Origin of the sequence: Chryseobacterium sp. POL2, assembly GCF_011058315.1 — a bacterium.
Lineage (GTDB): Bacteria > Bacteroidota > Bacteroidia > Flavobacteriales > Weeksellaceae > Soonwooa.
On sequence record NZ_CP049298.1, the window covers coordinates 912,677 to 936,137 of the forward strand.

Consider the following 23,461-nt stretch of genomic DNA (forward strand, 5'->3'; position numbering starts at 1 on the left):
TAAATGCTCAAAAACAATTGAACAATTACCGCTACTATTTTTTGAAATAGCATTACAGATTTTCAATGTTTGTGATTAATTGGCCAACAACTTCATCCGTGGTCGCCCAAGAGCAAATCAACCGAATGGCAGAATGTTCTGCATCAATCTGTTGCCAGATATAAAAATCAAATTCGTGTTGTAAAATTTTGATATGGTCATTTTTAAGAATCGGAAAAATCTGATTGCTCAAAGAATTTGTCAAAAAAGACACATTTTTCTTTTCAAAAGCCGACTTTATCTTTTGGGTTTGTCGATTGGCATGTTTTCCCAATTCGAGATACAAATCATCTTTCAAAAGCTCCAGAAACTGAATGCCCAACAATCTGCCTTTCGCCAACATCGCACCTTTTTGTTTGATAACAAAAGGAAAATCTTCGCTTAATTTTTCGTTATTAAAAATAATCGCTTCGCCTATTAAAGCGCCATTTTTGGTTCCTCCAAAATAAAAAACATCAGAATTTTTCGCGATAATTTCCAGACTCAATTCAGCCTCAGGAATCGCAATGGCTTGTGACATTCTAGCGCCATCAATAAAAAGATAAAGATTTTTGGATTGACAAAATTGATACAACTTTTCCAATTCTGTTTTAGAATAATGTGTTCCAATTTCGGTGGTATTTGAAATATAAACCAGCTTTGGTCGCACCTGATGAGGAATATTTGGATGTTTGTCCAAAACCACTTGTATATCGCTGGGTGTAATCTTTCCATCTTTAGTTTGAATGAGATTAATCTTATGCCCAACCGCTTCTATGGCGCCCGTTTCGTTGGTTTGGATATGTCCAAAATCCGCAGATATAACGCTTTCAAAAGGTTTTAACAAAGAAGAAATCACCAACAAATTAGCCTGCGTTCCGCCACTTACGAAATATACGCCAGCATTTTCATTTTTTATTTTTTCCTGAAACAATTTTGTAGCTTGTTGGCAATATTCGTCTTGTCCATAGCCCAATTGCTGTGTTTCGTTAGTCTCTATTAAGGCTTGCAAAATCCGAGGATGACAAGCTTCTGTATAATCATTTTTAAAAGAATATTTCATTGATATCTTATCGTTCTACAATTTGTTTCTGGACCATTCGCTCCAAGATCCGACATAAAGATTTGGAATTTCAAAACCAGCTTCGTTCATCGCCAACAGCGTATGGCAAGCTGTTACACCCGAACCACAATGCACAATAATATTTTCTTTAGAAAAATCGTTGAACAGCTTTTCATATTTTACATGCAATTCTTCAGGTGTTTTAAAATTTCCATTCTCGTCCAGATTTTCAGCAAACGGCATGTTAATCGCATTGGGAATATGCCCCGCCACCAAATCTATCGGTTCGGTAATCCCGTTATAACGTTGTGCTTCGCGAACATCGATGATTACAGCATTTTTTTTCAAAGTAGCTGCTTCTACTTCATCGATATTTTTTTGTGGAAGTTTCCAATCTGTAATTGGATAATTGCTTTTTTGATATTTAAAATTTCCCGATTCTGTTTCTAAATTTTCCGAAATAGCTCGTTGAAGTCCACCATCCAAAACCTGAACTTTCACGTGACCAAAAGCTTTTAGCATCCACCAAAATCTCGCAGCGGCATTACCACCATTTTTATCATCATACATAATAACATGCGATTGCGGCGAAATTCCCAAATCGCCTAAAGTCTGTGCAAATTTTTCTGGACTTGGCAAAGGGTGACGTCCACCATTTTCAAAATTACCAATTTCTGCTAAATCATTATCTAGACTGACATAAACAGCATTTTTGAGATGTTCTTTTTCGTAGTTTTCAAAAGCCTTTGGACCTGTTCTCACATCAAAAATTCTGAGTTCTGGACTGTCTTTTATTGTATTAAAACATGGTATTCTTAAAATCGGTTTCATGGGTGAAAATTTTATAGAACTAAATTAAGTATTTATCGACGTTACACGAAATAAAATATTGAAAATTATTTAAGATACCATGCGCAGTTAGGCTAGATTATTTGGTTTAAAAATTTCGAAAAGCAACAAAATTTAATTAGATTTGTCATAACTAAAAAGTAATTATGAACACGGCTACAGAACGCATTCTTATCACCGGTGCTCTGGGACAAATAGGCACTGAACTTACCCTAAAACTTGTAGAACTCTATGGCAAAGAAAATGTCTTCGCATCTGGACTAGACAAATGGAAAGAAGGGATTACCGAAGCGGGACATTATGAAAGATTGGACGTTTCCAATTTTGAAGCAATGACCGACTTTATCAAAGAACATCAAATTACAACGGTGTACCATTTAGCTTCTCTCCTATCCGGAACTTCGGAAAAGCAGCCTCTTTTCGCCTGGAAGCTTAACCTAGAACCACTTATCCACCTTTGCGAATTGGCAAAACAAGGTGTTATTAATAAAATATTTTGGCCAAGCTCCATCGCAGTTTTTGGAAAAGGTATTCCTAAAGAAAATGTAGGACAAGAGGTGGTTCTTAACCCTTCTACAGTCTACGGAATTTCGAAAATGGCTGGTGAAAAATGGTGCGAATATTATTTTGAAAAATATAATGTTGACATCAGAAGTATCCGTTATCCAGGTTTGATTTCTTGGAAAGCGCCGGCTGGCGGTGGAACAACAGATTATGCGGTAGAAATTTTCTACGAAGCGGTAGAGAACGGTAGCTACACAAGCTTCATCAAAGAAGATACGAAAATGCCAATGCTGTACATGGATGATGCGATAAACGCAACAATCAAATTGATGACGGCACCAAAAGAACAAGTTAGGGTAAGAACTTCTTATAATCTTGGCGGGATGAGTTTCAATCCTAAAGAATTGTCAGAAGAAATTAAAAAAATTATGCCTGAATTTACTATTAAATACGAACCCGATTTCCGTCAAGCGATTGCAGATTCTTGGCCAGCAAGTATTGATGATTCTGTAGCAAAACAAGATTGGGGACTTAGTTATAATTTTGATATCGAAAGCATGTCAAAAGATATGATTAAAAACCTAAAAATAAAATTGGCTAAATAAGTCAAAACCTGTTCTGAAGATGCTGTTACTAAGTATTAACCTTACAATTCCTTTTGGAAAAGACCGTATCAATCCAGAAATTGATGATGAAACATTAATAGCATCTTTGGAACAAAATATAGAAATAATTGTTCAAAACCTTGACATCTATTCTACTCTTGTCACTTTTTTTGTTGATGTTTCTATTGCAGAACGCCTTAAGAAAACTTTAAAAAAACTAACAACGGCAGGACACGAGGTTGCTTTTTACAACATTCGTTCTACAACTTCCGAAATCGAAATTGCTAAAAAGATTCTTGAAGATGAACTTCAAAAAAAAATCCGCGGCCTTCGTCAAAAACTCCTAAAACTTCCTAATAAAGATATAAAAAGCTTGGACTTTTCTTATGTTTCGAATATCGAACATTCCAATATTGGTTTTATTTTTAGACGTTTAAAAAAGGATAAAACAAAGCTTTATTATGATGACAGCCTCGTCTTTGTGCCAGAAAGTTTGTCACCGTATTCGCAATTACCTTTCAACGATTATGTGTTCCAAATAACGCCTCAGAAGTTTTATGAAAATATGATTTTGGAAACTTTGCAAAACGAAGATTACGTCCAAGTTTACATGAATGCTTGGCAATTTTTTGAAAAAGAGGAACTTCCTTACGCATTTCCTTTTTACAAAAAATACAATCTTGGAAAAAGTTTTGAGGACAAATTGATTGCTTTCCTGGATTTTGTGACAGAAAATGAACTAGCAACTTCTCGAATGAAGGATTATTTGTTTTAAAATTTAACTTAATTCAAACAAGGTAATTTCTGGTAAAATCCCCACTCTTCCGGAATAGCCAATGACACCAAAACCTCTATTAACATAGAGATAGCGACCATTACTTTCATAAAGATCCATCCATTTTTTGTAACGATATTCTATGGGGGACCATTTCACATTTTTGAGATCGACCCCAAACTGCATGCCGTGTGTATGCCCAGACAAAGTAAGGTGTACAAAGTTAGGATTGTTTTTCACGGCATAATCAAAATGTGTAGGATCATGCGACATCAAAATTTTAACAGCATCACTTGGTACATTTTCTAAAGCTTTGTCCAAATCGCCATATTGAGGAAATGGTTTTTCGCCCCAGTTTTCAACACCGAGAAGGTAGATTTTTTCGTCGTTTTTTTCAATGCTAAGATGCTCATTTCTTAACACTCTGAAGCCTGCTTCTTTTTGATATTGAATAAGTTTAGGAACATTTTGGTATTCCTCTTCCTTAGAATTAAATTTACCATACTTACCATAGTCATGATTGCCAAGTATAGAAAATTTGCCATCTTTTGCCTGGATGCTTTTAAATAAATTAATAAACGGCTGAAACTCTTCCGCATAATTATTCACCATATCACCCGTAAATAGGACTAAATCTGGTTTTTGTTGATTAATTAAATCAATGGCATGTTGCAACTTCGACGGATCTTGAAATGTACCGCTGTGTACATCCGAGATTTGAACAATTTTGTAAGCTTTAAAACTTTTGGGAAGATTTTTTAATTTTAATTTCACTTTGCGAACACGATGGCGGTATTTTCCGAAAATAATTCCATCCAAAAAAGCGTAAGACATTATTCCTGCAGTACCTAGACCTATCAAGCTAACAAATTTTCTACGACTCGGATAATGTCCTGTTTGTCCAGAAGAAAACGATTGAACTCCAAATCTCAACAAACGAATAATATCTTCAATTAATAAGAAAAAGAAAGTTAAAAGTTTTGGGATTGCAAATACCAAAATAAGTCCCATAATGAGATTAACTTGCATAGGACTACGATTTGTCCTATCGAACTGCGTCACAAGAAAAATTAACAACGCATAGATGCTAACGGTAACCACCCAATAGACAGCACGTGCCCATGTATTGCTAACAACGGTACGAACCGCTTGGTAAATATAAAATTCGATGAGAACAAAAAAAGCAATGATTCCCAAAATGTTTTTCATCATAAAGCTTCAACTTTAAAATAAGCACAAACAAAAAGCACAAAGTAAACCAAATTGTTACTCTGTGCCTTTTTGACTTATATTTATTTTAAATAAATTAAATTTTATCCTTTGGAAAGCGATATACCACGCAATTGATATTCATCCCAGCCCCAACAGAAGTAAAGATAATATGGCTTCCAGGCGTGAAACTTTGTCCTTCCATTTTACCTTTTCTTATCAAATCAAACATTGTCGGAACTGTTGCCACCGAAGAATTCCCGAATTTCTGAATGGTCATCGGCGCAATAACATGATCATAATCTTTGATGCCATATAGTTTGAACAATCTTGAAATCATCGCATAATCCATCTTGGCATTCGCCTGGTGAATTAAGATTTTATCAATATCTGCAATGTCCAGATTGGCTTTATCAATAGTTGCTTTTATAGCATCTGGCACATTTTTCAGTGCATATTCGTAGATTTTTCGCCCACGCATACGGATGTATAATTTGCTTTGATCATCTTCTAAATTAAGAGATGTTCCGTTTTCCAAATAACACAATTCTTCACCATTATCACATATTGTAGAATCCGCAATAATACCAACATTTTCTTCCTCTGTAGTTGTTACCACGACTGCTCCCGCACCATCTGCAAAGATCAGTTTGTTTCTATCAAAAGGATCGGTAACACGACTTAAGGTTTCACCTCCTACTACCAAAATTGTTTTAGCACGACCAGATTTTAATAAAACATCGGACAAGATTAACGCTTCTACCCAACCAGGACATCCAAAAATCATATCATAATTAATACAATTTCTATTCTTAATGCCAAGTTTATTCTTAAGTCGAGCCGCTAAAGAAGGCATAAAATTGGGAAGGCCTTTCTCATCAACTTCTCCAAAATTGGTGGCATAGATAATATAATCAATAGATTCTTTGTCCACACCAGCATCTTCTATTGCCTGAGTTGCAGCACGAAGACCTAAATCCGAATTGTACTCGCCTGCATTGATGTATCGCCTTTCTTCAATTTCTGTAATATCAACAAATTTGCTGATAACTTCAGAATTTGGTTTATCAATTTTTTCGTTATTTTCATCATAAAAAATTGAATCCATAAAGTAGGAACCGTCAATAACATTTTCTGGTACATAACATCCAGATCCTATAATAACTGTATTTGGCATCGAAGATTTTTGAATAATTAAAAAAACAAAATTACATATTTTTTTGAATTTGTTGTGAGGAATTCCAATAAATACCAATTTAGCTTTTGTAGGCTGATTTTAATAACCAAATAAAGCGGAATTTATCATCTTATTTTCTTGCAAATAATTACTAAATTTGCATATTGTCTTTTTGACAAAGCTTCAATTTGAATATCAGAAACAATGCTAAAAAACAACCCATCTCTGAAAGGCCTTCTCTTGGCTGTTATAGCTGCAATAGCTTCTTTCGGAATTTATTTTTTATTTCTGGCTAAACCTAATTATTATTTGGTGGACAATCCTACGCCCGATACTTATTTTTTCCGAATCAACAATGGTGAGCAAAAAATATTAGCTTCTGGACAATATCTAAAAATAGATTTGGATAAAGGCAAAAATGACATCAAGGTTTTTGACCAAAACAAAAAAATGCTTTACGACTCTAGCTTTCAGGTTATAAAAGACCGCGGAATGCTGAATATTGCACACAAAGACTATTATGTTTTCAAACAATATTATGGCTATTTCCGCGACAAAGATTCTTTGATTTTGTCACAAGGACATACCACTATCGATGGGAAAAACTTTATTGGAGACATCAAAAAGTCAAACAAACTTTACAACGAAGATTTCTATTTTAACATTGATGAAGATTATGATAAAGTCATTAAAAACATCGATAAAGTAGAAAGCCGTACCAAAATCTTTAGAAAACAAGATTTTATAAATTATTACAACGAAAACTATAAGTTTTAATCAAAATTCACGTTTAATTATATATTTTTATTTTGGATCATAATAACGTAACACCATATAATACTGATAATAGCAAGAAAAGTCAAGTCGAAGATATGTTCGACAACATTGCCCCAAAGTATGATCTTCTGAATCATGTTTTGTCAATGAAAATTGATGTGCTGTGGCGAAACACTTTGGTTAAATGGTTAAATAAAGACCAACCCAAAACTGTTTTGGACGTTGCTACAGGCACGGGTGATCTTGCCATTACAGTACAAAAAGGCACGCAGGCGCACGTAACAGGTCTAGATCTTTCTCAGCAAATGTTGAATGTGGGCATCGAAAAAGTAAAGAAACAAAAGCTTTCTGATAAAATATCCATGATGAAAGGCGATGCTGAAAGATTGCCTTTTGAGGATAACAATTTCGATGCTGTAACAGTTGCTTTTGGTGTTAGAAATTTTGAAAATCTTGAAAAAGGTTTAGCAGAATTAAAAAGAGTGGTGAAAGAAAACAAAAGTGTTTATATATTAGAGTTTTCAAAAGTTGAAGGATTTATGGGACCACTCTATATGTTTTATTTTAAAAATATTTTGCCCGCTATCGGAAGATTGGTTTCCAAAGATAACAGAGCCTACACCTATTTGCCAGACTCCGTTAACGCCTTTCCTTTTGGTGAAAAAATGAAAAACATATTGCTGCAAACAGGCTTCTCAAAAGTAGAATACAAAAAGCTAAGCCTAGGTATTGCGACAATTTATAAAGCCACAAAATAATAGGATGACAAAACTGAAACATCTTGTAGCCATCGCATTGTTAACTGGATTTACGGCTAACGCACAACTTACAGACATCTTTAGAAAAACAGATCGTCTCGATAATCTTGAAGATTTTGACACCCAAAAATTCAGTTGGGGATTTTACCTTGCTGCAAATAATTTTGACTCAAAACTGGTTTTGGATCCAAGATATGGGATGAATGGTCAAGAAAGTTTAATACACGTTAAACCTGCTTTCAGCTTCGGAGCTGGTCTTATCGGGAAAATGCGTCTTAACGACTATTTGGATCTTCGCATAGAACCAGGATTACATTTTGTAGAAAGAGAGTTTACTTTTAACACACAATCCAATGATCAATACGCAGGCGGAACAACACAATTCCCAGCTTTCACACCGATTGTGATGACCGATACAGACCGAATAAAAACAGTTAAATCAACTTATGTTGACGTTCCTATTTTGTTAGAATTTCATGGTGATAGATGGTACAACACCAGACCTTATGCCGCTGGAGGCGTCAATTATTTGATGAATTTACAATCAAACGAAACCAGTACAGAAGACAATTCTAGAAACATTTTCCGTTCTACATCGCATAATTTTGGTTGGACAGCAGAACTAGGAATTCAGATTTATTTCAGCCGATTTAAGCTCACACCAGCCATCCGTGGAACCTTCTTCATGAACAACGAAATTGTCGCGGACAATCCAGAAACACCGCCATATTGGGCGGCTGGGATTTCTACGATGAATACAAGAGCTTTCATGTTTGTTTTAAAATTTGAATAATATTTTTCATAAATTTATTGTTTTATTAAATTTCATTTCTATATTTGTCACATGAATTTATCAATGAACAAAAACTGGTGGTGGCATTCAAAATCTTGGTCAAGGTCTTGAAGCTATCGGCTTTTTGTTTAGTGTAGAAATAAAATATTAAAACCACAAAGACTTTGACGAATCCGTTGAAGTCTTTTTTTATGGGAAATTGCGGGTTGGTCAAAGGAAATTCAGTAACGAACAATGAAAATCAACAACAAAATCCATATTAAAACCAACATCAAATCTCAACTTGCGGACTTGCACACACCTATCGGGATCTACCTCCGATTGCGCGATCAATTTCGGGATACCATTTTGCTCGAAAACGCTGGAAATCAAAACTCCGAAAAATCTTTCTCATTCATTTGTGTAAACGCCATTGCTGGAATCGAAATCTGTAATTACGATGAAGCCGAACTCAAATTTCCTCTAGAAAACCCCATAAAAGTGAGTCTTAAAAATCAAAAAGTAACTACTCTTTTGCAGGAATTTTCAGATTGTTTTGTTTGCGAAACACCTGATTTAGAAATAGGAAAACAAGCGCAAGGGCTTTTTGGATATACCAGTTATGATGCGATTCCTTTTTTTGAAAATATCCAGTTCAAAACGCAATCTGAGGAAAACAAAATTTCGTTGCTGCGTTACAGATTGTACCAATACATCATCGCCATCAACCATCATAACGACGAAATGTTTCTCATTGAAAATAAAATTGAAGGCTTAAAATCCGAATTTTTAAGTATCGAAAATATCATCCATCAAAAAAATGCACCCGTTTATCCTTTCGAAAGTATTGGTGATGAGACTTCCAATCTTACCGACGAAGAATATCTTAAATCCGTTGAATTTGCTAAAAAACACTGTTTCCGTGGCGATGTTTTTCAATTGGTTTTAAGCCGAAGATTCGAGCAAAAATTCCGAGGTGACGAATTCAATGTTTATCGTGCTTTGCGAAATATTAATCCTTCTCCTTATTTATTTTTCTTCGATTATGGCGATTACAAATTAATGGGTTCCAGCCCAGAAAGTCAATTGATTATTAAAAATAAAAAAGCCATTATTCACCCCATTGCAGGGACTTTCAAACGAACAGGAAATGTCGAGTTTGATTTACAATCTGCCGAAGAGCTTAAAAAAGATCCCAAAGAAAATGCCGAACACACAATGTTAGTAGATTTAGCAAGAAATGATTTGAGCATTCACGGAAAAAATACGACGGTAACCAAATTGAAAGAAATTCATTTTTTTTCTCACGTTATTCACATGGTTTCGGAAGTTGTGGCGGATGTTTCGGAAAACCAAAATCCTTATGAAATGATTGCAACCACCTTTCCACAGGGAACTTTGAGTGGCGCACCAAAATACAAAGCCATGCAATTGATTGACGAACATGAGAAAACTTCAAGAAGCTTTTATGCAGGGTGCATCGGTTTTGTTGGCTTTGACGGAAGCTGCAACCAAGCGATTATGATTAGAAGTTTTTTAAGTAAAAACAATACGTTGTTTTATCAAGCGGGCGCAGGAATTGTTGCTAAATCTAATCCAGAAAATGAACTTCAAGAAGTTAATAATAAAATAGGTGCTTTGAAAAAAGCGATTGCAAAAGCAGCGAAAATGAGTTAATTTGACTATAAACATATAAAGAGAATGCAACACAATATACAACCAACAACTAACAACCATCAACCATCAATTAAAATTTTGGTTTTCGACAACTACGACAGTTTCACCTACAATCTCGTTCAAATGATTGAGCAAATTATTGATGAAAAAATAGAAGTTTTTAGAAACGACCAAATCGCTTTGGAAGACATTGAAAAGTACGATAAAATCATCCTTTCGCCAGGTCCTGGAATTCCCGAGGAAGCTGGAATTTTATTAGATGTGATAAAAAAATATGCCCCAACAAAATCCATTTTTGGCGTTTGTCTCGGTCAACAAGCTATTGCGGAAGCTTTTGGCGGAAGTTTAATCAATCTTTCGGAAATCTATCACGGTATAGCCACCGAATCCAAGCAAATTAAAGAACATTCCATTTTTAAAAATCTTCCCGAAATATTGGAAGTTGGGCGGTATCATTCTTGGGCGGTGAATCCCGAAAACTTCCCTGAAGAACTCGAAATAACTTCCGTAGATGACAAAGGAATGATTATGAGTTTGAAACACAAAACCTACGATGTTCACGCCGTTCAATATCATCCAGAAAGTATTTTAACACCGCAAGGAAGACAAATTCTAGAAAATTTTTTAATTGTTTAAAAATTGTCAGTTTATAAAAGAACCATCAACCAAAATGAAAGAAATTTTACAATACCTTTTTAACCATCAAACACTTTCTAAATCCGAAGCGAAAGCCATTCTATTGGAAATTTCTCAAGGAAAATTCAATGATAGTGAAGTCATTTCTTTTATCAGCGTTTTTCTGATGCGTACAATTACACTCGAAGAAGTAATCGGTTTTCGTGAAGCTTTATTGCGAGTCGCAAAGCCCATCGACTTAGGAACTAAAGATTTGGTGGATATTGTTGGAACCGGCGGCGATGGAAAAAACACTTTTAACATTTCCACATTGGCAAGTTTTGTCGTGGCAGGGACTGGACAACAAGTCGCTAAACACGGTAATTATGCAGCGTCATCGATTAGTGGTTCTTCAAATGTTTTAGAAGAATTAGGTTATCAATTCAAAGATAATTCTGAAGATTTAAAAGCCGACTTAGAAAAAGGAAATATTTGTTTTCTTCACGCTCCACTTTTTCATCCAGCTTTGAAAACCGTTGCACCACTTAGAAAACAATTGGGTTTAAAAACTTTTTTCAATATGCTTGGGCCCTTAGTGAATCCTGTTCAACCCAATTTTATGATGATTGGTGTTGCCCATTTGGAAATTGCAAGAGTCTATCAATACCTTTTACAAAAGGAAAATAAAGAATTTATGCTCGTAAATGCTTTGGATGGTTACGATGAAATTTCATTAACGGCTGATGCCAAAATTTTCGATAAAAATGGAGAAAAAATTGTTTCGGCAGAAGATTTGAAATTCAAAAACTATTTACCCGAAACGATTTATGGTGGGAATACGAAAAAAGAAGCAGCACAAATTTTCATCTCTATTTTAGAAGGCAACGGAACTGAAGCTCAAAATGCCGTTGTATTAGCCAACGCCGCTCTAGCTTTAGAAAACACAAGAAAATATGGCGATTACGAAAATTGTCTTTCGATGGCAAAGGAAAGTTTGGAAAGCGGAAAAGCATTGAAAAGTGTACAGTTATTGGTTAATAGTTGATGGATTTTCCAAACTTATTATTACTATTAACCGACAACCAACAACAAAATAAAATGAACATTCTAGATAAAATAATAAAAAGAAAAAAACAAGAAATTTCGGAAGCCAAATCTAAGATTTCTATTCAACAACTGAAAGATTCGGAGTTTTTTGGAAGACAAACTTTTTCTTTAAAAAAAACGATAAAGTCGAAGTCTGGAATTATTGCTGAATTTAAACGACAATCGCCAAGCAAAGGCATTATTAACGATAAAGTTTCGCCTTTTGAAGTCATTTCACAATACGAAAAATTTGGTGCGAGTGCTGTTTCTATCTTGACGGATCAGGATTTTTTTGGCGGAAGTTTCGAAGATATTATTTCGGTGAGAAATTCTGTTAATATTCCGATCTTGAGGAAAGATTTTATGGTGGACGAATATCAGTTTTATGAAGCGAAATCCATTGGCGCAGATATTATTTTGCTGATTGCAGCTTGCCTTTCTCCAAATCAAGTGCAAGAATTTACCGCATTGGCACACGAATTAAATTTGGAGGTTTTGTTGGAAATTCATTCCGAAGAAGAATTGAAACACATTAATAACAAAGTTGATTTTGTGGGAATTAACAACCGAAATTTAAAAGATTTCAAAGTAGATTTACAACATTCAGTAGATTTGAAAAACCAACTTCCAAAAGATATTTTTTCCATCGCAGAAAGTGGAATTTACCATGAAGAAGATTTTAATTTTTTAAAAAACAAAGGTTTTGATGGATTTTTGATGGGCGAATATTTTATGAAAAACGAAAATCCAGGAAAGAAATTCGAAGAATTTGTATCAAACGTAAAAATTTAACAATGGAATCTCAAATCTCAAATCTCAAATCTCAAATCCAACTCAAAGTTTGTGGCTTAACAAAACTCGATCAAATTCAGGAATTAATTGACTTGAAAGTGGATTTTTTGGGCTTTATTTTCTATGAAAAATCACCAAGATATGTTTTGAATCATTTGAGTTTAAAGCAAATTTCAGAAATTAATCATCAAGGAAAAGTCGGTGTTTTTGTAAATGAAAGTATTGAAAACATTGTTGATATTTCTGATAAAACACAACTCAATTTCATACAATTGCATGGCGATGAAACGGAGGAATTTATTTTTGAATTAAGAAAAAAATTAGAAAAAAACATTGATATAATTAAAGTAATTAGAATTGGACAAGATTTTACAGATTTGAAAAAAAAGATTGAAAAAATCTCAAATCTCAAATCTCAAATCTCAAATCTCTTATTCGATACCGACAGCAAAGCCTTTGGCGGAACCGGAAAAAGCTTTGACTGGCAAATTTTAAATGAACTCAAAATACCTATTCCTTATTTTTTAAGCGGCGGAATTTCAAACGAGAATACCCAACAACTCTCAACTATTAACCAACAACCATTCGCTTTAGACATCAACTCAAAATTTGAAATCGAAGCTGGTAATAAAAACATTCAAAAAATTATTGATTTTAAAAATCTCATTTCTAACATCTAAACTCTAACATCTAAGAAATAATGAACTTTAAAAACCCAGATAAAAACGGCTATTATGGCGAATTCGGTGGTGCTTTTGTCCCAGAAATGCTCTATCCCAATGTTGCCGAATTGCAAGAAAAATATACCGAAATAATCGAAGCTAAAGATTTCCAAGAAGAATATCAAAACTTGCTGAAATATTATGTAGGACGTGCAACACCACTCTATTTCGCGAAAAATCTAAGCGAAAAATACGGCACAAATGTTTATTTAAAACGGGAAGATCTCAATCACACTGGCGCACACAAAATCAATAATGCTCTTGGTCAAGCTTTACTCGCAAAAAAACTCGGGAAACATAGGATTATCGCAGAAACGGGTGCTGGTCAACACGGCGTTGCAACGGCGACAGCTTGTGCACTTCTCGGTTTAGAATGCATTGTTTATATGGGCGAAATAGACATTGCTCGTCAAGCTCCCAATGTGGCTCGAATGAAAATGTTGGGGGCAAAAGTGGTTCCTGCCACTTCGGGATCAAAAACTTTGAAAGATGCGGTGAATGAGGCGCTGCGAGATTGGATCAACCATCCAACAACCACGCATTATATTATTGGAAGCGTTGTTGGGCCGCATCCTTTTCCGGATTTGGTGGCGAGGTTTCAAAGTGTAATTTCGAAAGAAATAAAAGAACAACTGAATGAAAAAATAGGACGAGAAAATCCCGATTATGTCATTGCCTGCGTTGGTGGCGGAAGCAACGCAGCAGGAACTTTTTATCATTTTGTGAACGAACAAGATGTCAAAATTATCGCGGCGGAAGCTGGTGGTTTGGGCATTCATTCTGGAAAATCGGCGGCGACAACTTTCTTAGGAACGTTGGGCGTTTTGCACGGAAGTCAAAGTTTGGTGATGCAAACCGAAGATGGGCAAGTCATCGAGCCACATTCGATTTCCGCAGGTTTGGATTATCCGGGAATCGGTCCAATGCATGCCAATTTACATGACCAAAAACGCGCGGTATTTTTCAGCATTAATGATGATGAAGCCCTAAAATCAGCTTTGGAATTGACAAAACTTGAAGGAATTATTCCTGCTTTGGAATCGGCGCACGCTTTGGCAGTTTTGGACAAAAAGAAATTCGAAAAAGACGATGTTGTGGTCATTTGTCTTTCTGGTCGTGGTGATAAGGATATGGAAACCTACTTGAAACATTTAGTTGATGGCTAACAATTTAAAAGTTTTTGGGCGACAATTTCCGTCTTCCACTCTCGCTTTTTCTTAGTTTTTCGGCGGCTTCGCCGCCGAAAAACTAAGAAAAGAGCTCCGCTCAAGCCAGGTCGCAAAGTCGTTATCAAAACAAAAATTTGTCATTCCGAATGAACACTGAACGTGTCGAAATGAAAATGAGGAATCTCTTTAAAACATGAGATTTCAACTAACGTCGAAATAACAGTCTCTCAAAAAATCTAATTTCTAACCTCTAAAATCTAACTTCTCAAAAAAAATGAAAAAACTCAATATATACTTTACAGCGGGCGCTCCGCAATTGGATGACACTGGAAAAATCGCAAAAATCATTCAAAATTCTGGGGCAGATATGATGGAAATTGGAATTCCATATTCCGATCCCGTTGCTGATGGTCCTGTAATTCAAGAGGCACATATTTTAGCTTTGAAAAACGGAATGACCATCGCAAAGTTATTCGAACAACTAGCCGAAATAAAAGATTCAGTAACGATTCCCAAAGTTTTGATGGGCTACATCAATCCAGTTTTGCAATTTGGATTTGAAAAATTTTGTCAGAAATGTCAGGAAGTTGGTGTTTCAGGATTAATAATTCCGGATCTTCCAGCTTTCGAATTTGAAAAAAAATACCAAAAAATTTTAGAAAAATACAATATCAATTTTTCATTTTTGGTAACGCCTGAAACTTCCGAAGAACGCATTAAATACTTAGATTCTTTAAGTTCTGGATTTTTGTATGCAGTAAGTTCTTCTTCGACCACAGGAAACTCAAATGCGACTTTAAAAAATGAAGAATACCTCAATCGATTGGCTACATTAAATCTAAAAAATCCAGTATTCATCGGATTTGGCATTAAAAACAAACAAGATTTTGAGTCGGTTACGGAGAAAGCGCAAGGCGGCATTATAGGAACAGCTTTTGTGAAAATTATTTTGGATAATAACAATTGGGAAGAGAAAGCTTCTGCGTTTTTGAAATCTATAAAACTATGACAAATCTCTAGCCCTGATTGTAGTGAAAATCCTTTTCTTGGAAGCCGAGCGGCAGCGAGGTCTTCAAGAAAAGATTGCAACGGAAAGCAGGTTCCTGGCTCCAAAAAAATTAATTAAACTTAAAAAATCGGCTAATAGAAAGCAATTTCGTAGCTTTGCATCTTAAAATTTTTATATAATGAATGCTTTTATTGAAGAACTGAAATGGCGCGGACTTTTCGCCGACATGACGCCTGGGATTGAGGAACAACTCGAAAAAGAGATGACCACAGCCTATATCGGTTTTGACCCAACAGCAGATTCGTTACACATCGGAAGTTTGATTCCAATTAAAATTTTGGCTCATTTTCAACGTCACGGTCACAAGCCTATTGCTTTGGTTGGTGGTGCGACAGGAATGATTGGTGACCCATCTGGAAAATCCGCAGAACGTAATCTGTTAGATGAGGAAACCCTTTTGTATTACGTAGATTGTCTTAAAGGTCAATTGTCAAGATTCTTAAACTTTGAAGGTAACGAACCAAACAAAGCCGAATTGGTGAACAATTACGACTGGATGAAAGATGTGACTTTCCTTGATTTTGCTAAAAATATCGGCAAACACATCACCGTAAATTATATGATGGCTAAAGATTCTGTCAAAAAACGTTTCTCTGGTGAAGATGGTGCCGATGGAATGAGCTTTACAGAATTCACGTACCAACTAATGCAAGGTTACGACTACCTTCACCTATACCAAACCAAAGGTATCAAGCTGCAAATGGGAGGTTCTGACCAATGGGGAAATATTACCACAGGAACAGAACTTATCCGTAGAAAAGCACAAGGAGAAGCCTTTGCGTTGACCACAAAATTGATTACTAAAGCTGACGGTTCCAAATTTGGAAAATCTGAAAGTGGAGAAAACTATTGGCTAGATGCCAAAAGAACATCGCCTTACCAATTTTACCAATTCTGGTTAAATGCAACCGATGAAGATGCCGTGCGTTTTATAAAATACTATACATTCTTGGACAAAGATGTTATCGAAGCCTTGATTGCTGAACATAAAATAGCGCCACACGAGCGCAAATTGCAGAAGAAATTAGCTGAGGAAGTGACTGTTTGGGTTCATGGACAAGAAGAATATGAGAAAGCTCTGAAAGCATCAGAAATATTATTCGGGCGTTCTACAGCAGAAGATTTGGTAAGTCTTGATGAGACTTTATTCTTACAAATTTTTGATGGAGTCCCTCAAAAAGAAATTGCTAAGTCTGAGGTTATCGGCAGCAATATTGTAGATTTAATTTCTGAAAAATCAGGCTTTTTGAAATCTAAAGGCGAAGCAAAACGCGAATTAACGGGCAATGCGATTTCTGTTAATAAAGAAAAAGTGAATGAAAATTTTGTAGCTTCTGATAAAGACCTTATCGACGGTAAATTTTTATTACTTCAAAAAGGTAAAAAGTCTTACTTTATCGTAAAAGCGATTTAATTTTTTTTCAAAATAAATTCAAAAAGCTTCCTCAAAAATGGGGAAGCTTCTATTTTATAAATCCAAACTACTTTGGCAGAAAAAATAATTAAATGATCATATTTTAATTTTCAAAATCAAAAAGTATCTTTGCTCAATGGATTTAACATACATTATTCGAGAACCCGAAAATTTTACAGCTTCTACGCCACTTTTAGTTTTGCTACATGGCTATGGAAGTAACGAAGAAGATTTGTTCAGTTTCGTACCAACACTTCCCAAAGATTGGCTTGTAGTAAGCTTCCGTGCACCAAAAGAAACGCCTTATGGCGGTTACGCCTGGTATGACATCGACTTTAACAATCAAGAAAAATTTGTGGATGTTCCCCAAGCCGAGGCAGCAATTTCTGGAATTATGGAATCTATTATGAAAATAACGAATCATTACGGATTAGTTAATAACGCTACCCATCTTTGTGGCTTTAGTCAAGGTGGAATTTTGAGTTATGCGTTATCCTTAAGATTCCCACAGTTGTTCAATAAAATAGCTTGTTTGAGCAGTTATCCAGAAGAAAAACTACTAGGCAATATTAACAAAGATAAAAAGAAACTAGAGCAACTTCGTTTCTTTATTTCTCATGGGACAGATGATGCAGTAATCCCGATGGATTGGGGTCGAAAAGCTGCGGACCTGCTTTATGATTTGGGATGTTATTTTAGTTTTAGAGAATATATGAGCGGGCATGGTGTTAATCAAAAAAATTACATGGATCTTATGACTTTTTTTGAATCATAAATTTATAGTCAACTAAAAACAAAAAAGCTGCATTTCACCCCTGAACTGCAGCTTTTTTTATTCTAAGAATTCATTAAGGTCTCTATTTCATCAGCTTCTATGGGTATATTTTTCATTAGATTTTTGGGAGCTCCAGAAGCTTGGATTTCGTAGTCGTCTTCAAGCCGGATTCCGAATTTTTCTTCTGGAATATAAAAACCGGGCTCGTTAGTAAAGACCATTCCGGCAGCAAAATCATCGGACAAAAGTCCATAGTCATGCGTGTCAAGTCCCATGTGGTGGGATGTCCCGTGCATCATATACTTTTTGTAAGCTGGCCATTTCGGATCTTGATTTTGCACATCAGCTTTATCAATTAGTCCTAAATCTAGTAATGTCGAGGTATAAACTTCGCCCATATCTTTATGGAATTGATGCCAGTTATTTCCAGCAACCAAGCGGTTTTCAGCTTCTTTTTTGCAATTAAGAACTGCGTTATAGATTTGTTTTTGACGTGTTGTATATATTCCGTTAACAGGAATTGTTCTTGTAAGATCGGACGAATAATTGGCATATTCTGCGGCAACGTCCATCAAGAGAAGATCGCCATCTTTCAGTTGCATATTATTAGAAATGTAATGTAGGACATTCGCGTTGTTTCCTCCCGCAATAATGGGTCCATAAGCAAAACCTTTACTTCGGTTTCTGATAAATTCGTGGGCTAATTCTGCTTCCACTTCATACTCCCAAACGCCAGGTTTTACAAAATTAAGAATTCGGCGAAAACCTTTTTCTGTAATATCACAAGCCGTTTGTATCAAAGCAATTTCTTCGGGCTCTTTAATACTTCTAAGACGTTGCAATATAGGATTGCTACGAAGAATTGTGTGCAAAGGATATTGCTTTTTAACAAATTCGATGAAACGGTCTTCGCGGGTTTGGGTTTCTACAACTGCGCGGTAATGTTCATTTTTATTTAAATAAATTTGCTCCGCTTCTGCCATCAAATCATAAAATACCTTTTCGAAATCTGATAGCCAAAGTACCGTTTTGATTCCTGAAACTTCTGTTGCATCTTCTTTCGTGAGTTTTTCACCTTCCCAAACTGCAATATGATCATTGGTTTCTCTTACAAATAAAATTTCACGGTATTCCTCTTTGTGGGCATCAGGAAATAGCAGCAAAATGCTTTCCTCTTGGTCAACACCTGACAAATAAAAGATATCGCGATGTTGCTGAAATGGCAAAGTAGAATCTGCACTTATAGGATAAATGTCGTTGGAATTAAAAACTGCCAAAGATTTTGACTTCATCAAAGCCGTGAATTTTTTTCTGTTTTTAATGAAAAGTGTATTTGAAATTCGGTCGTATTTTGTTGTCATATTTGATTATTTATTTAATATTAAAATAGAATTTCTTTTTCAAAAATACGAATAGAAAGACATTCGAAAATCGTTTAATTCAAAAAATTACAAGAATCATTGATAAGTTAGTTAAAAAAAATAAATTATCTAACATTTTGTATCTTTGAGCTATGAATTCCTTGACAGAAGAAAACTATTTGAAAGCTCTATATCATCTAATGAATGATGACTATGAAGTTTCTGTAAATGATTTGAGTAAACGTTTGCAAATCAAAATGCCATCTGTAAACAGTATGATTAAAAAATTTGCCGATAAACATTGGGTAATTTATGAATCTTACAAACCGATACGCGTGACAGAATTGGGAAGAAAAGAAGCGGCATTAATTGTTAGAAAACACCGACTGACAGAGATGTTTTTGGTACAGAAAATGGGCTTTGGTTGGGAAAATGTCCATGAAATTGCCGAACAGTTGGAGCACATCCATTCGGATGCTTTTTTTGATAAAATGGACGAAATCTTAGATTATCCGAAAGTTGATCCGCACGGAGAGCCAATTCCTGATAAAGACGGAATTGTAATGCAACCCGAACTAAAAAAATTGAGCCAATGCAAAGTGAATCAAAAAGTAGTTTTGGCTTCTGTAACAACTTCTGCCGATGATTTTCTGAATTATCTTAACAAACGAGATATCAAACTGGGCACTAGTTTTCAAATATTAAATATCGAAGATTTTGACCAATCGATGTTGATGGAATTTGATGGACGACAAGAAAGTTTCAGCAAGTTGGTTTGCGAAAAACTTCTGGTTAAATAATAACAAAAAGCCTTCTAATATTGACTTAGAAGGCTTTTATTTTATAATTGAAAAAATTTAATTTAATCAAATAAATCTTTTACTTTTTCAAAGAAAGATTTTTCTTTTCCAGTTGGTTCTGCCGTCATTTCGTTGTTATCGATTTGGCTTTGGAAAAATGCTTTTTGTTCTTTGGTCAATTTTTGTGGCGTCCACACGTTGATGTGTACAAACATATCGCCTTTGCCACCATAACCTTCGATGTTAGGAAGACCTTTTCCAGAAAGTCTCAAGATTTTTCCAGATTGTGTGCCTTCTTCTACTTTTATTTTGACTTTTCCACCAACAACTGGGATTTCTTTAGAAGTTCCTAAAGCCGCTTCAGCAAAAGAAATAAATAATTCTTGATGAAGATTATCGCCTTCACGCTTGATAAGCTTGTCAACTTCTTCTTCAACAACAACTAATAAATCGCCTGGCGTTCCTCCGAATGGTGCATCATTTCCTTTTCCTCTTACATTGAGCTGAATGCCATCTCTAGCGCCTGCAGGAATGTTGATGGTAATTTCTTCTTCAGTTTTGATAAGGCCTTGCGCGTTGGCGCCCGCAGGAATTTTGTCGGCAACTTTTCCGATTCCGCCACAAGCACCACAAGTTGTTTGGGTTTGCATTTGGCCGAACATCGTATTCATAACTTTAACCTGTGCTCCAGAACCGCCACAAGTAGGACATGTTTTTGAAGTCACGCCTTCTGCTAACTTCATTTTTTTAACCTTAATGGTTTTTTGTGTACCATTGACCATTTCTTCAAGGTTAAGTTTTATACGGATTCTAAGATTAGTTCCGCGAACTTGTTGCTGACGATTGCCACCACCAAATCCGCCACCGAAATGTCCACCAAAAATATCTCCAAATTGACTGAAGATATCTTCCATATTCATTCCACCGCCGAAACCGCCGCCAAATCCACCACCTGCAGCGCCGCCAACACCAGCATGACCGTATTGGTCGTAGCGCGCACGCTTGTTATCATCGCTAAGAATTTCGTAGGCTTCTGCCGCTTCTTTGAATTTCTCTTCTGCTTCTGCATTACCAGGATTTTTGTCTGGATGGAACTTAATCGCTTGTTTACGATACGCTTTTTTTATCTCTTCGGAAGTTGCAGTTTTCGTAACTTCTAGTATCTCGTAATAGTCTCTTTTTGCCATTGTTTTATATTCTGAAAAGCCTTTTATTAAGCGCCTGTCACTACTTTTGTGAAACGAATAACTTTATCATGCAGTTGGTAACCTCTCTCGATAACATCAACAATTTTACCTTTTAACTCTGGAGCGGGTGCCGGAATCTGTGTCACAGCTTCATGAAAGTCAACATTGAAATCATCACCAACTTGGACTTCAATAGGTTTTAAACCTTTATCCATTAATTTTGATTTGAATTTCTGATAGATCAATTCAACGCCGCGGATATCTTCTTCGTTCCCTGTTTTTGTAATTTCTTTTAATGCTCTTTCGAAATCGTCAAGAATTGCCAACATAGAAATCATCAAATCCTGATTGGCATAAAGGAAAAACTCATTTTTTTCTTTAGCAGTTCGTCTTTTATAGTTTTCGAATTCTGCATAAAGACGAAGATAACGGTCTTTTTCTTCTGCCAATAATTCTTCTGAAGTCTTTTCCACTGCCACATTGTCAGCAACATGTTGGTCAGAATTCTGAGTTTCTTCGTTCGTTAATTGTTCTGTTTCTTCGTGTATATCTTTGTTTTCTTCCATTATATTAAGTTATATTACTCGATTGTAGGCAAAGAAACTGCCAAAATGGAAGTTTGGACAATTAGTCAGAATTTTTCTTAATGTCATTAAGAATCCATTCATATTGAAGATCTTGTTCTTGAAAAACATTAAAAAAATCGGCATCAACTTCTACATCCGGAATGACACCGCGTTTTAGATTTTCGGGAGTAATGTTAGGTTGTATGAACAGTAAACCAATTGGCAAATCAAGTTTGGAATTTTTAAGCTTTATGGTATTATTAAAACCAGCAACGGCTCCATCATTCGCACCGCCAGTTTCTTCTCCTACGATGGTTGCTCGTTTATCAAATTTTAATTTTGAGGATAAAATGGACGAAGCGGAAAAGCTAGCGCCATTTATCAAAACATATATTTTTCCAGTAAAAGCGTCTTTTTTTACTTTTGATTTTTTAGCTGCCGTTTCTTTAAAAATAGCTTTACCGCTAGCATTTTTCCCAGACAACAATTTGTTTCCAAGAATAAAAAATGGATAAGCTCCCGCGGATAAAATCTTGTTAGTAGCAGATAAATTATGGAAAAAATCACGATGAAGCGCAGCGTTCTCGAATGTCATTTCTGGCATTTTCACCAATGTGAATGGCTGATTGCTGAGATAAGAATATAGATTGTTGATTTCGTCCAAAGAACCACCCAAATTATTTCTAATATCTAAAATCAAATATTTAGACTTTGCTTTTTTTATAATATTAAAACTTTGTTTATAAAACTTGGAGGATGCCGTATGAGAAAAAGATTTTACTTTGATATAAGCCACCGAACTATCCGAAGTCGCAAAACGCATACTTCTGTTATAAGTATTGGTTCGGGCATCAAAATCGTAAAGCTTTTTAGTTCCTTTACTCGGGCTGTATTTTTGTTTTTTTATGTCATCTTTATCAATACGTTTTATAACAACATCGCTAATTTTATTTTCAAATTTTATTCTCAAATTAGCTTCATCAAAAAGTCCATATTCTGCAGTATAGTAATTGAAAAAAGACTCTGTTAATGCATATTTATAATAGGTTTTATTAAAACCGTCTGCCGTCATTACACTTTGATATTTGGCAATAAGATCTGTCACTTTTTTGCCATTAATTTCTAAAATCTCTGTTCCGGGAAGCAGTTTTTGCTCAGAATCTAGTGTTGCTTGTTTTACAATGATTCGTTTGTCCGCAACGCGATATGTATATTGTCCAAAAAGAGGTGTTTTTTTATCCCATTTTTTTATTTCGGTTTTTGTGTACAAACGTTGCGGAATTTTTAATCGCAAATGCCCTTCTCGGATTTTGGCAATAACTGGTGCCAATTTGAAATAAAACTCCTGCTTCGTCAATGGCTCGTTGATATTATGTTTAAGACTATCAAATTTCTTTGTTAAATCATTTTCAGAAATATAGCAATTGAGTTCTGGATGGAATTTTTTAAGAGCCAAATAACTTTGATCAATATCTTGTCTCAAAGCTTCTACAGGAATTTTTTTATCAAATTCAAGATTGGCTTTTTTTACAGATTGACACCCAATGATTAACATCGAAAAAACTAAGAGGTATAGTCTCTGCATAACTTATTCTTTCTAAAATCAAATGTAAGATTTTTATTGAAAAATTTGAAAAATCTATTTATTTGTAAAATTAATTAATTATCATTGCCACTCAAATGTACTATGGTACTGTATTTGACGCTATAAAAAAGCTAAT

23 protein-coding genes are annotated in these 23,461 nt (G+C 35.2%); 15 read left to right on the plus strand and 8 right to left on the minus strand.

The annotated features are described in order from the left end of the window. Positions 1-52: 52 nt before the first annotated feature. Both G6R40_RS04300 and G6R40_RS04305 read right to left on the minus strand, forming a co-directional pair. Positions 53-1,081, minus strand: a complete 1,029-nt coding sequence (locus G6R40_RS04300) for a threonine aldolase family protein (RefSeq protein ID WP_165132016.1) — start codon at positions 1,079-1,081, stop codon at positions 53-55. 15 nt (positions 1,082-1,096) lie between these two features. Then, positions 1,097-1,912 (minus strand): sulfurtransferase, encoded by an 816-nt coding sequence (locus tag G6R40_RS04305; protein WP_165132019.1) that lies wholly within the window; start codon positions 1,910-1,912, stop codon positions 1,097-1,099. 164 nt (positions 1,913-2,076) lie between these two features. On the opposite strand from G6R40_RS04305, the gene G6R40_RS04310 reads away from it, so the two are divergent. Both G6R40_RS04310 and G6R40_RS04315 read left to right on the plus strand, forming a co-directional pair. Then, entirely contained in the window at positions 2,077-3,039 is a 963-nt protein-coding gene (locus tag G6R40_RS04310; RefSeq protein ID WP_165132022.1) for an NAD-dependent epimerase/dehydratase family protein, read from the plus strand. A 19-nt stretch (positions 3,040-3,058) separates the two neighbouring features. Next, positions 3,059-3,814: a polysaccharide deacetylase gene (locus G6R40_RS04315; RefSeq protein ID WP_165132025.1), complete on the plus strand. Its 756-nt coding sequence runs from the start codon at positions 3,059-3,061 to the stop codon at positions 3,812-3,814. Positions 3,815-3,817: 3 nt separating this feature from the next. On the opposite strand, the gene G6R40_RS04320 is transcribed toward G6R40_RS04315, so the two are convergent. Then, positions 3,818-5,026: a metallophosphoesterase gene (locus tag G6R40_RS04320; protein ID WP_165132028.1), complete on the minus strand. Its 1,209-nt coding sequence runs from the start codon at positions 5,024-5,026 to the stop codon at positions 3,818-3,820. Between the two features lie 94 nt (positions 5,027-5,120). After that, on the minus strand, positions 5,121-6,200 hold the full coding sequence (locus tag G6R40_RS04325; protein WP_165132031.1) for a 3-oxoacyl-ACP synthase III family protein: 1,080 nt from the start codon (positions 6,198-6,200) through the stop codon (positions 5,121-5,123). 204 nt (positions 6,201-6,404) lie between these two features. Here G6R40_RS04325 and G6R40_RS04330 point away from each other — a divergent pair, with 204 nt between their 5' ends. The 12 genes from G6R40_RS04330 to G6R40_RS04385 all read left to right on the plus strand — a co-directional run bounded on the left by G6R40_RS04330 (position 6,405) and on the right by G6R40_RS04385 (position 17,826). Next, a complete protein-coding gene (locus G6R40_RS04330; protein WP_165132034.1) occupies positions 6,405-6,977 on the plus strand; it encodes a hypothetical protein in 573 nt (190 codons plus the stop codon). Between the two features lie 32 nt (positions 6,978-7,009). Beyond that, positions 7,010-7,735, plus strand: a complete 726-nt coding sequence (gene ubiE, locus G6R40_RS04335; protein WP_165132037.1) for a bifunctional demethylmenaquinone methyltransferase/2-methoxy-6-polyprenyl-1,4-benzoquinol methylase UbiE — start codon at positions 7,010-7,012, stop codon at positions 7,733-7,735. Positions 7,736-7,739: 4 nt separating this feature from the next. After that, positions 7,740-8,528, plus strand: a complete 789-nt coding sequence (locus G6R40_RS04340) for a porin family protein (RefSeq protein ID WP_185670504.1) — start codon at positions 7,740-7,742, stop codon at positions 8,526-8,528. A 234-nt stretch (positions 8,529-8,762) separates the two neighbouring features. Beyond that, positions 8,763-10,184 (plus strand): anthranilate synthase component I family protein, encoded by a 1,422-nt coding sequence (locus tag G6R40_RS04345; RefSeq protein ID WP_165132040.1) that lies wholly within the window; start codon positions 8,763-8,765, stop codon positions 10,182-10,184. Between the two features lie 69 nt (positions 10,185-10,253). Next, positions 10,254-10,820 carry an anthranilate synthase component II gene (locus G6R40_RS04350; protein WP_165137515.1) on the plus strand — a complete coding sequence of 189 codons (567 nt, stop codon included), beginning with the start codon at positions 10,254-10,256 and terminating at the stop codon, positions 10,818-10,820. A 34-nt stretch (positions 10,821-10,854) separates the two neighbouring features. Further along, on the plus strand, positions 10,855-11,844 hold the full coding sequence (gene trpD / locus G6R40_RS04355) for an anthranilate phosphoribosyltransferase (protein WP_165132043.1): 990 nt from the start codon (positions 10,855-10,857) through the stop codon (positions 11,842-11,844). 53 nt (positions 11,845-11,897) lie between these two features. Next, on the plus strand, positions 11,898-12,677 hold the full coding sequence (trpC, locus tag G6R40_RS04360; RefSeq protein WP_165132046.1) for an indole-3-glycerol phosphate synthase TrpC: 780 nt from the start codon (positions 11,898-11,900) through the stop codon (positions 12,675-12,677). 2 nt (positions 12,678-12,679) lie between these two features. Next, positions 12,680-13,357, plus strand: coding sequence for a phosphoribosylanthranilate isomerase (locus G6R40_RS04365; protein WP_165132049.1), 678 nt, complete (start codon positions 12,680-12,682; stop codon positions 13,355-13,357). A gap of 20 nt (positions 13,358-13,377) precedes the next feature. Further along, positions 13,378-14,565, plus strand: a complete 1,188-nt coding sequence (gene trpB / locus G6R40_RS04370; protein WP_165132052.1) for a tryptophan synthase subunit beta — start codon at positions 13,378-13,380, stop codon at positions 14,563-14,565. A 277-nt stretch (positions 14,566-14,842) separates the two neighbouring features. Then, the gene (trpA, locus tag G6R40_RS04375) at positions 14,843-15,577 is read left to right on the plus strand and encodes a tryptophan synthase subunit alpha (protein ID WP_165132055.1); all 735 of its coding nucleotides are present in this window, start codon (positions 14,843-14,845) and stop codon (positions 15,575-15,577) included. 178 nt (positions 15,578-15,755) lie between these two features. Then, the gene (tyrS, locus tag G6R40_RS04380; protein WP_165132058.1) at positions 15,756-17,051 is read left to right on the plus strand and encodes a tyrosine--tRNA ligase; all 1,296 of its coding nucleotides are present in this window, start codon (positions 15,756-15,758) and stop codon (positions 17,049-17,051) included. A 136-nt stretch (positions 17,052-17,187) separates the two neighbouring features. Further along, positions 17,188-17,826, plus strand: coding sequence for an alpha/beta hydrolase (locus G6R40_RS04385; RefSeq protein WP_165132061.1), 639 nt, complete (start codon positions 17,188-17,190; stop codon positions 17,824-17,826). Positions 17,827-17,888: 62 nt separating this feature from the next. On the opposite strand, the gene G6R40_RS04390 is transcribed toward G6R40_RS04385, so the two are convergent. Beyond that, a complete protein-coding gene (locus G6R40_RS04390; RefSeq protein ID WP_165132064.1) occupies positions 17,889-19,187 on the minus strand; it encodes an aminopeptidase P family protein in 1,299 nt (432 codons plus the stop codon). Positions 19,188-19,339: 152 nt separating this feature from the next. Here G6R40_RS04390 and G6R40_RS04395 point away from each other — a divergent pair, with 152 nt between their 5' ends. Continuing rightward, positions 19,340-19,987 carry a metal-dependent transcriptional regulator gene (locus tag G6R40_RS04395; RefSeq protein WP_165132067.1) on the plus strand — a complete coding sequence of 216 codons (648 nt, stop codon included), beginning with the start codon at positions 19,340-19,342 and terminating at the stop codon, positions 19,985-19,987. Positions 19,988-20,049: 62 nt separating this feature from the next. Here the strand turns inward: G6R40_RS04395 and dnaJ are convergent, their stop codons facing one another. The 3 genes from dnaJ to G6R40_RS04410 form a co-directional block, all read right to left on the minus strand. After that, positions 20,050-21,174 (minus strand): molecular chaperone DnaJ, encoded by a 1,125-nt coding sequence (dnaJ, locus tag G6R40_RS04400; protein ID WP_165132070.1) that lies wholly within the window; start codon positions 21,172-21,174, stop codon positions 20,050-20,052. A 26-nt stretch (positions 21,175-21,200) separates the two neighbouring features. Beyond that, a complete protein-coding gene (locus G6R40_RS04405; RefSeq protein ID WP_165132073.1) occupies positions 21,201-21,740 on the minus strand; it encodes a nucleotide exchange factor GrpE in 540 nt (179 codons plus the stop codon). A gap of 61 nt (positions 21,741-21,801) precedes the next feature. Then, entirely contained in the window at positions 21,802-23,325 is a 1,524-nt protein-coding gene (locus G6R40_RS04410; RefSeq protein WP_165132076.1) for a S41 family peptidase, read from the minus strand. Positions 23,326-23,461: the final 136 nt, after the last annotated feature.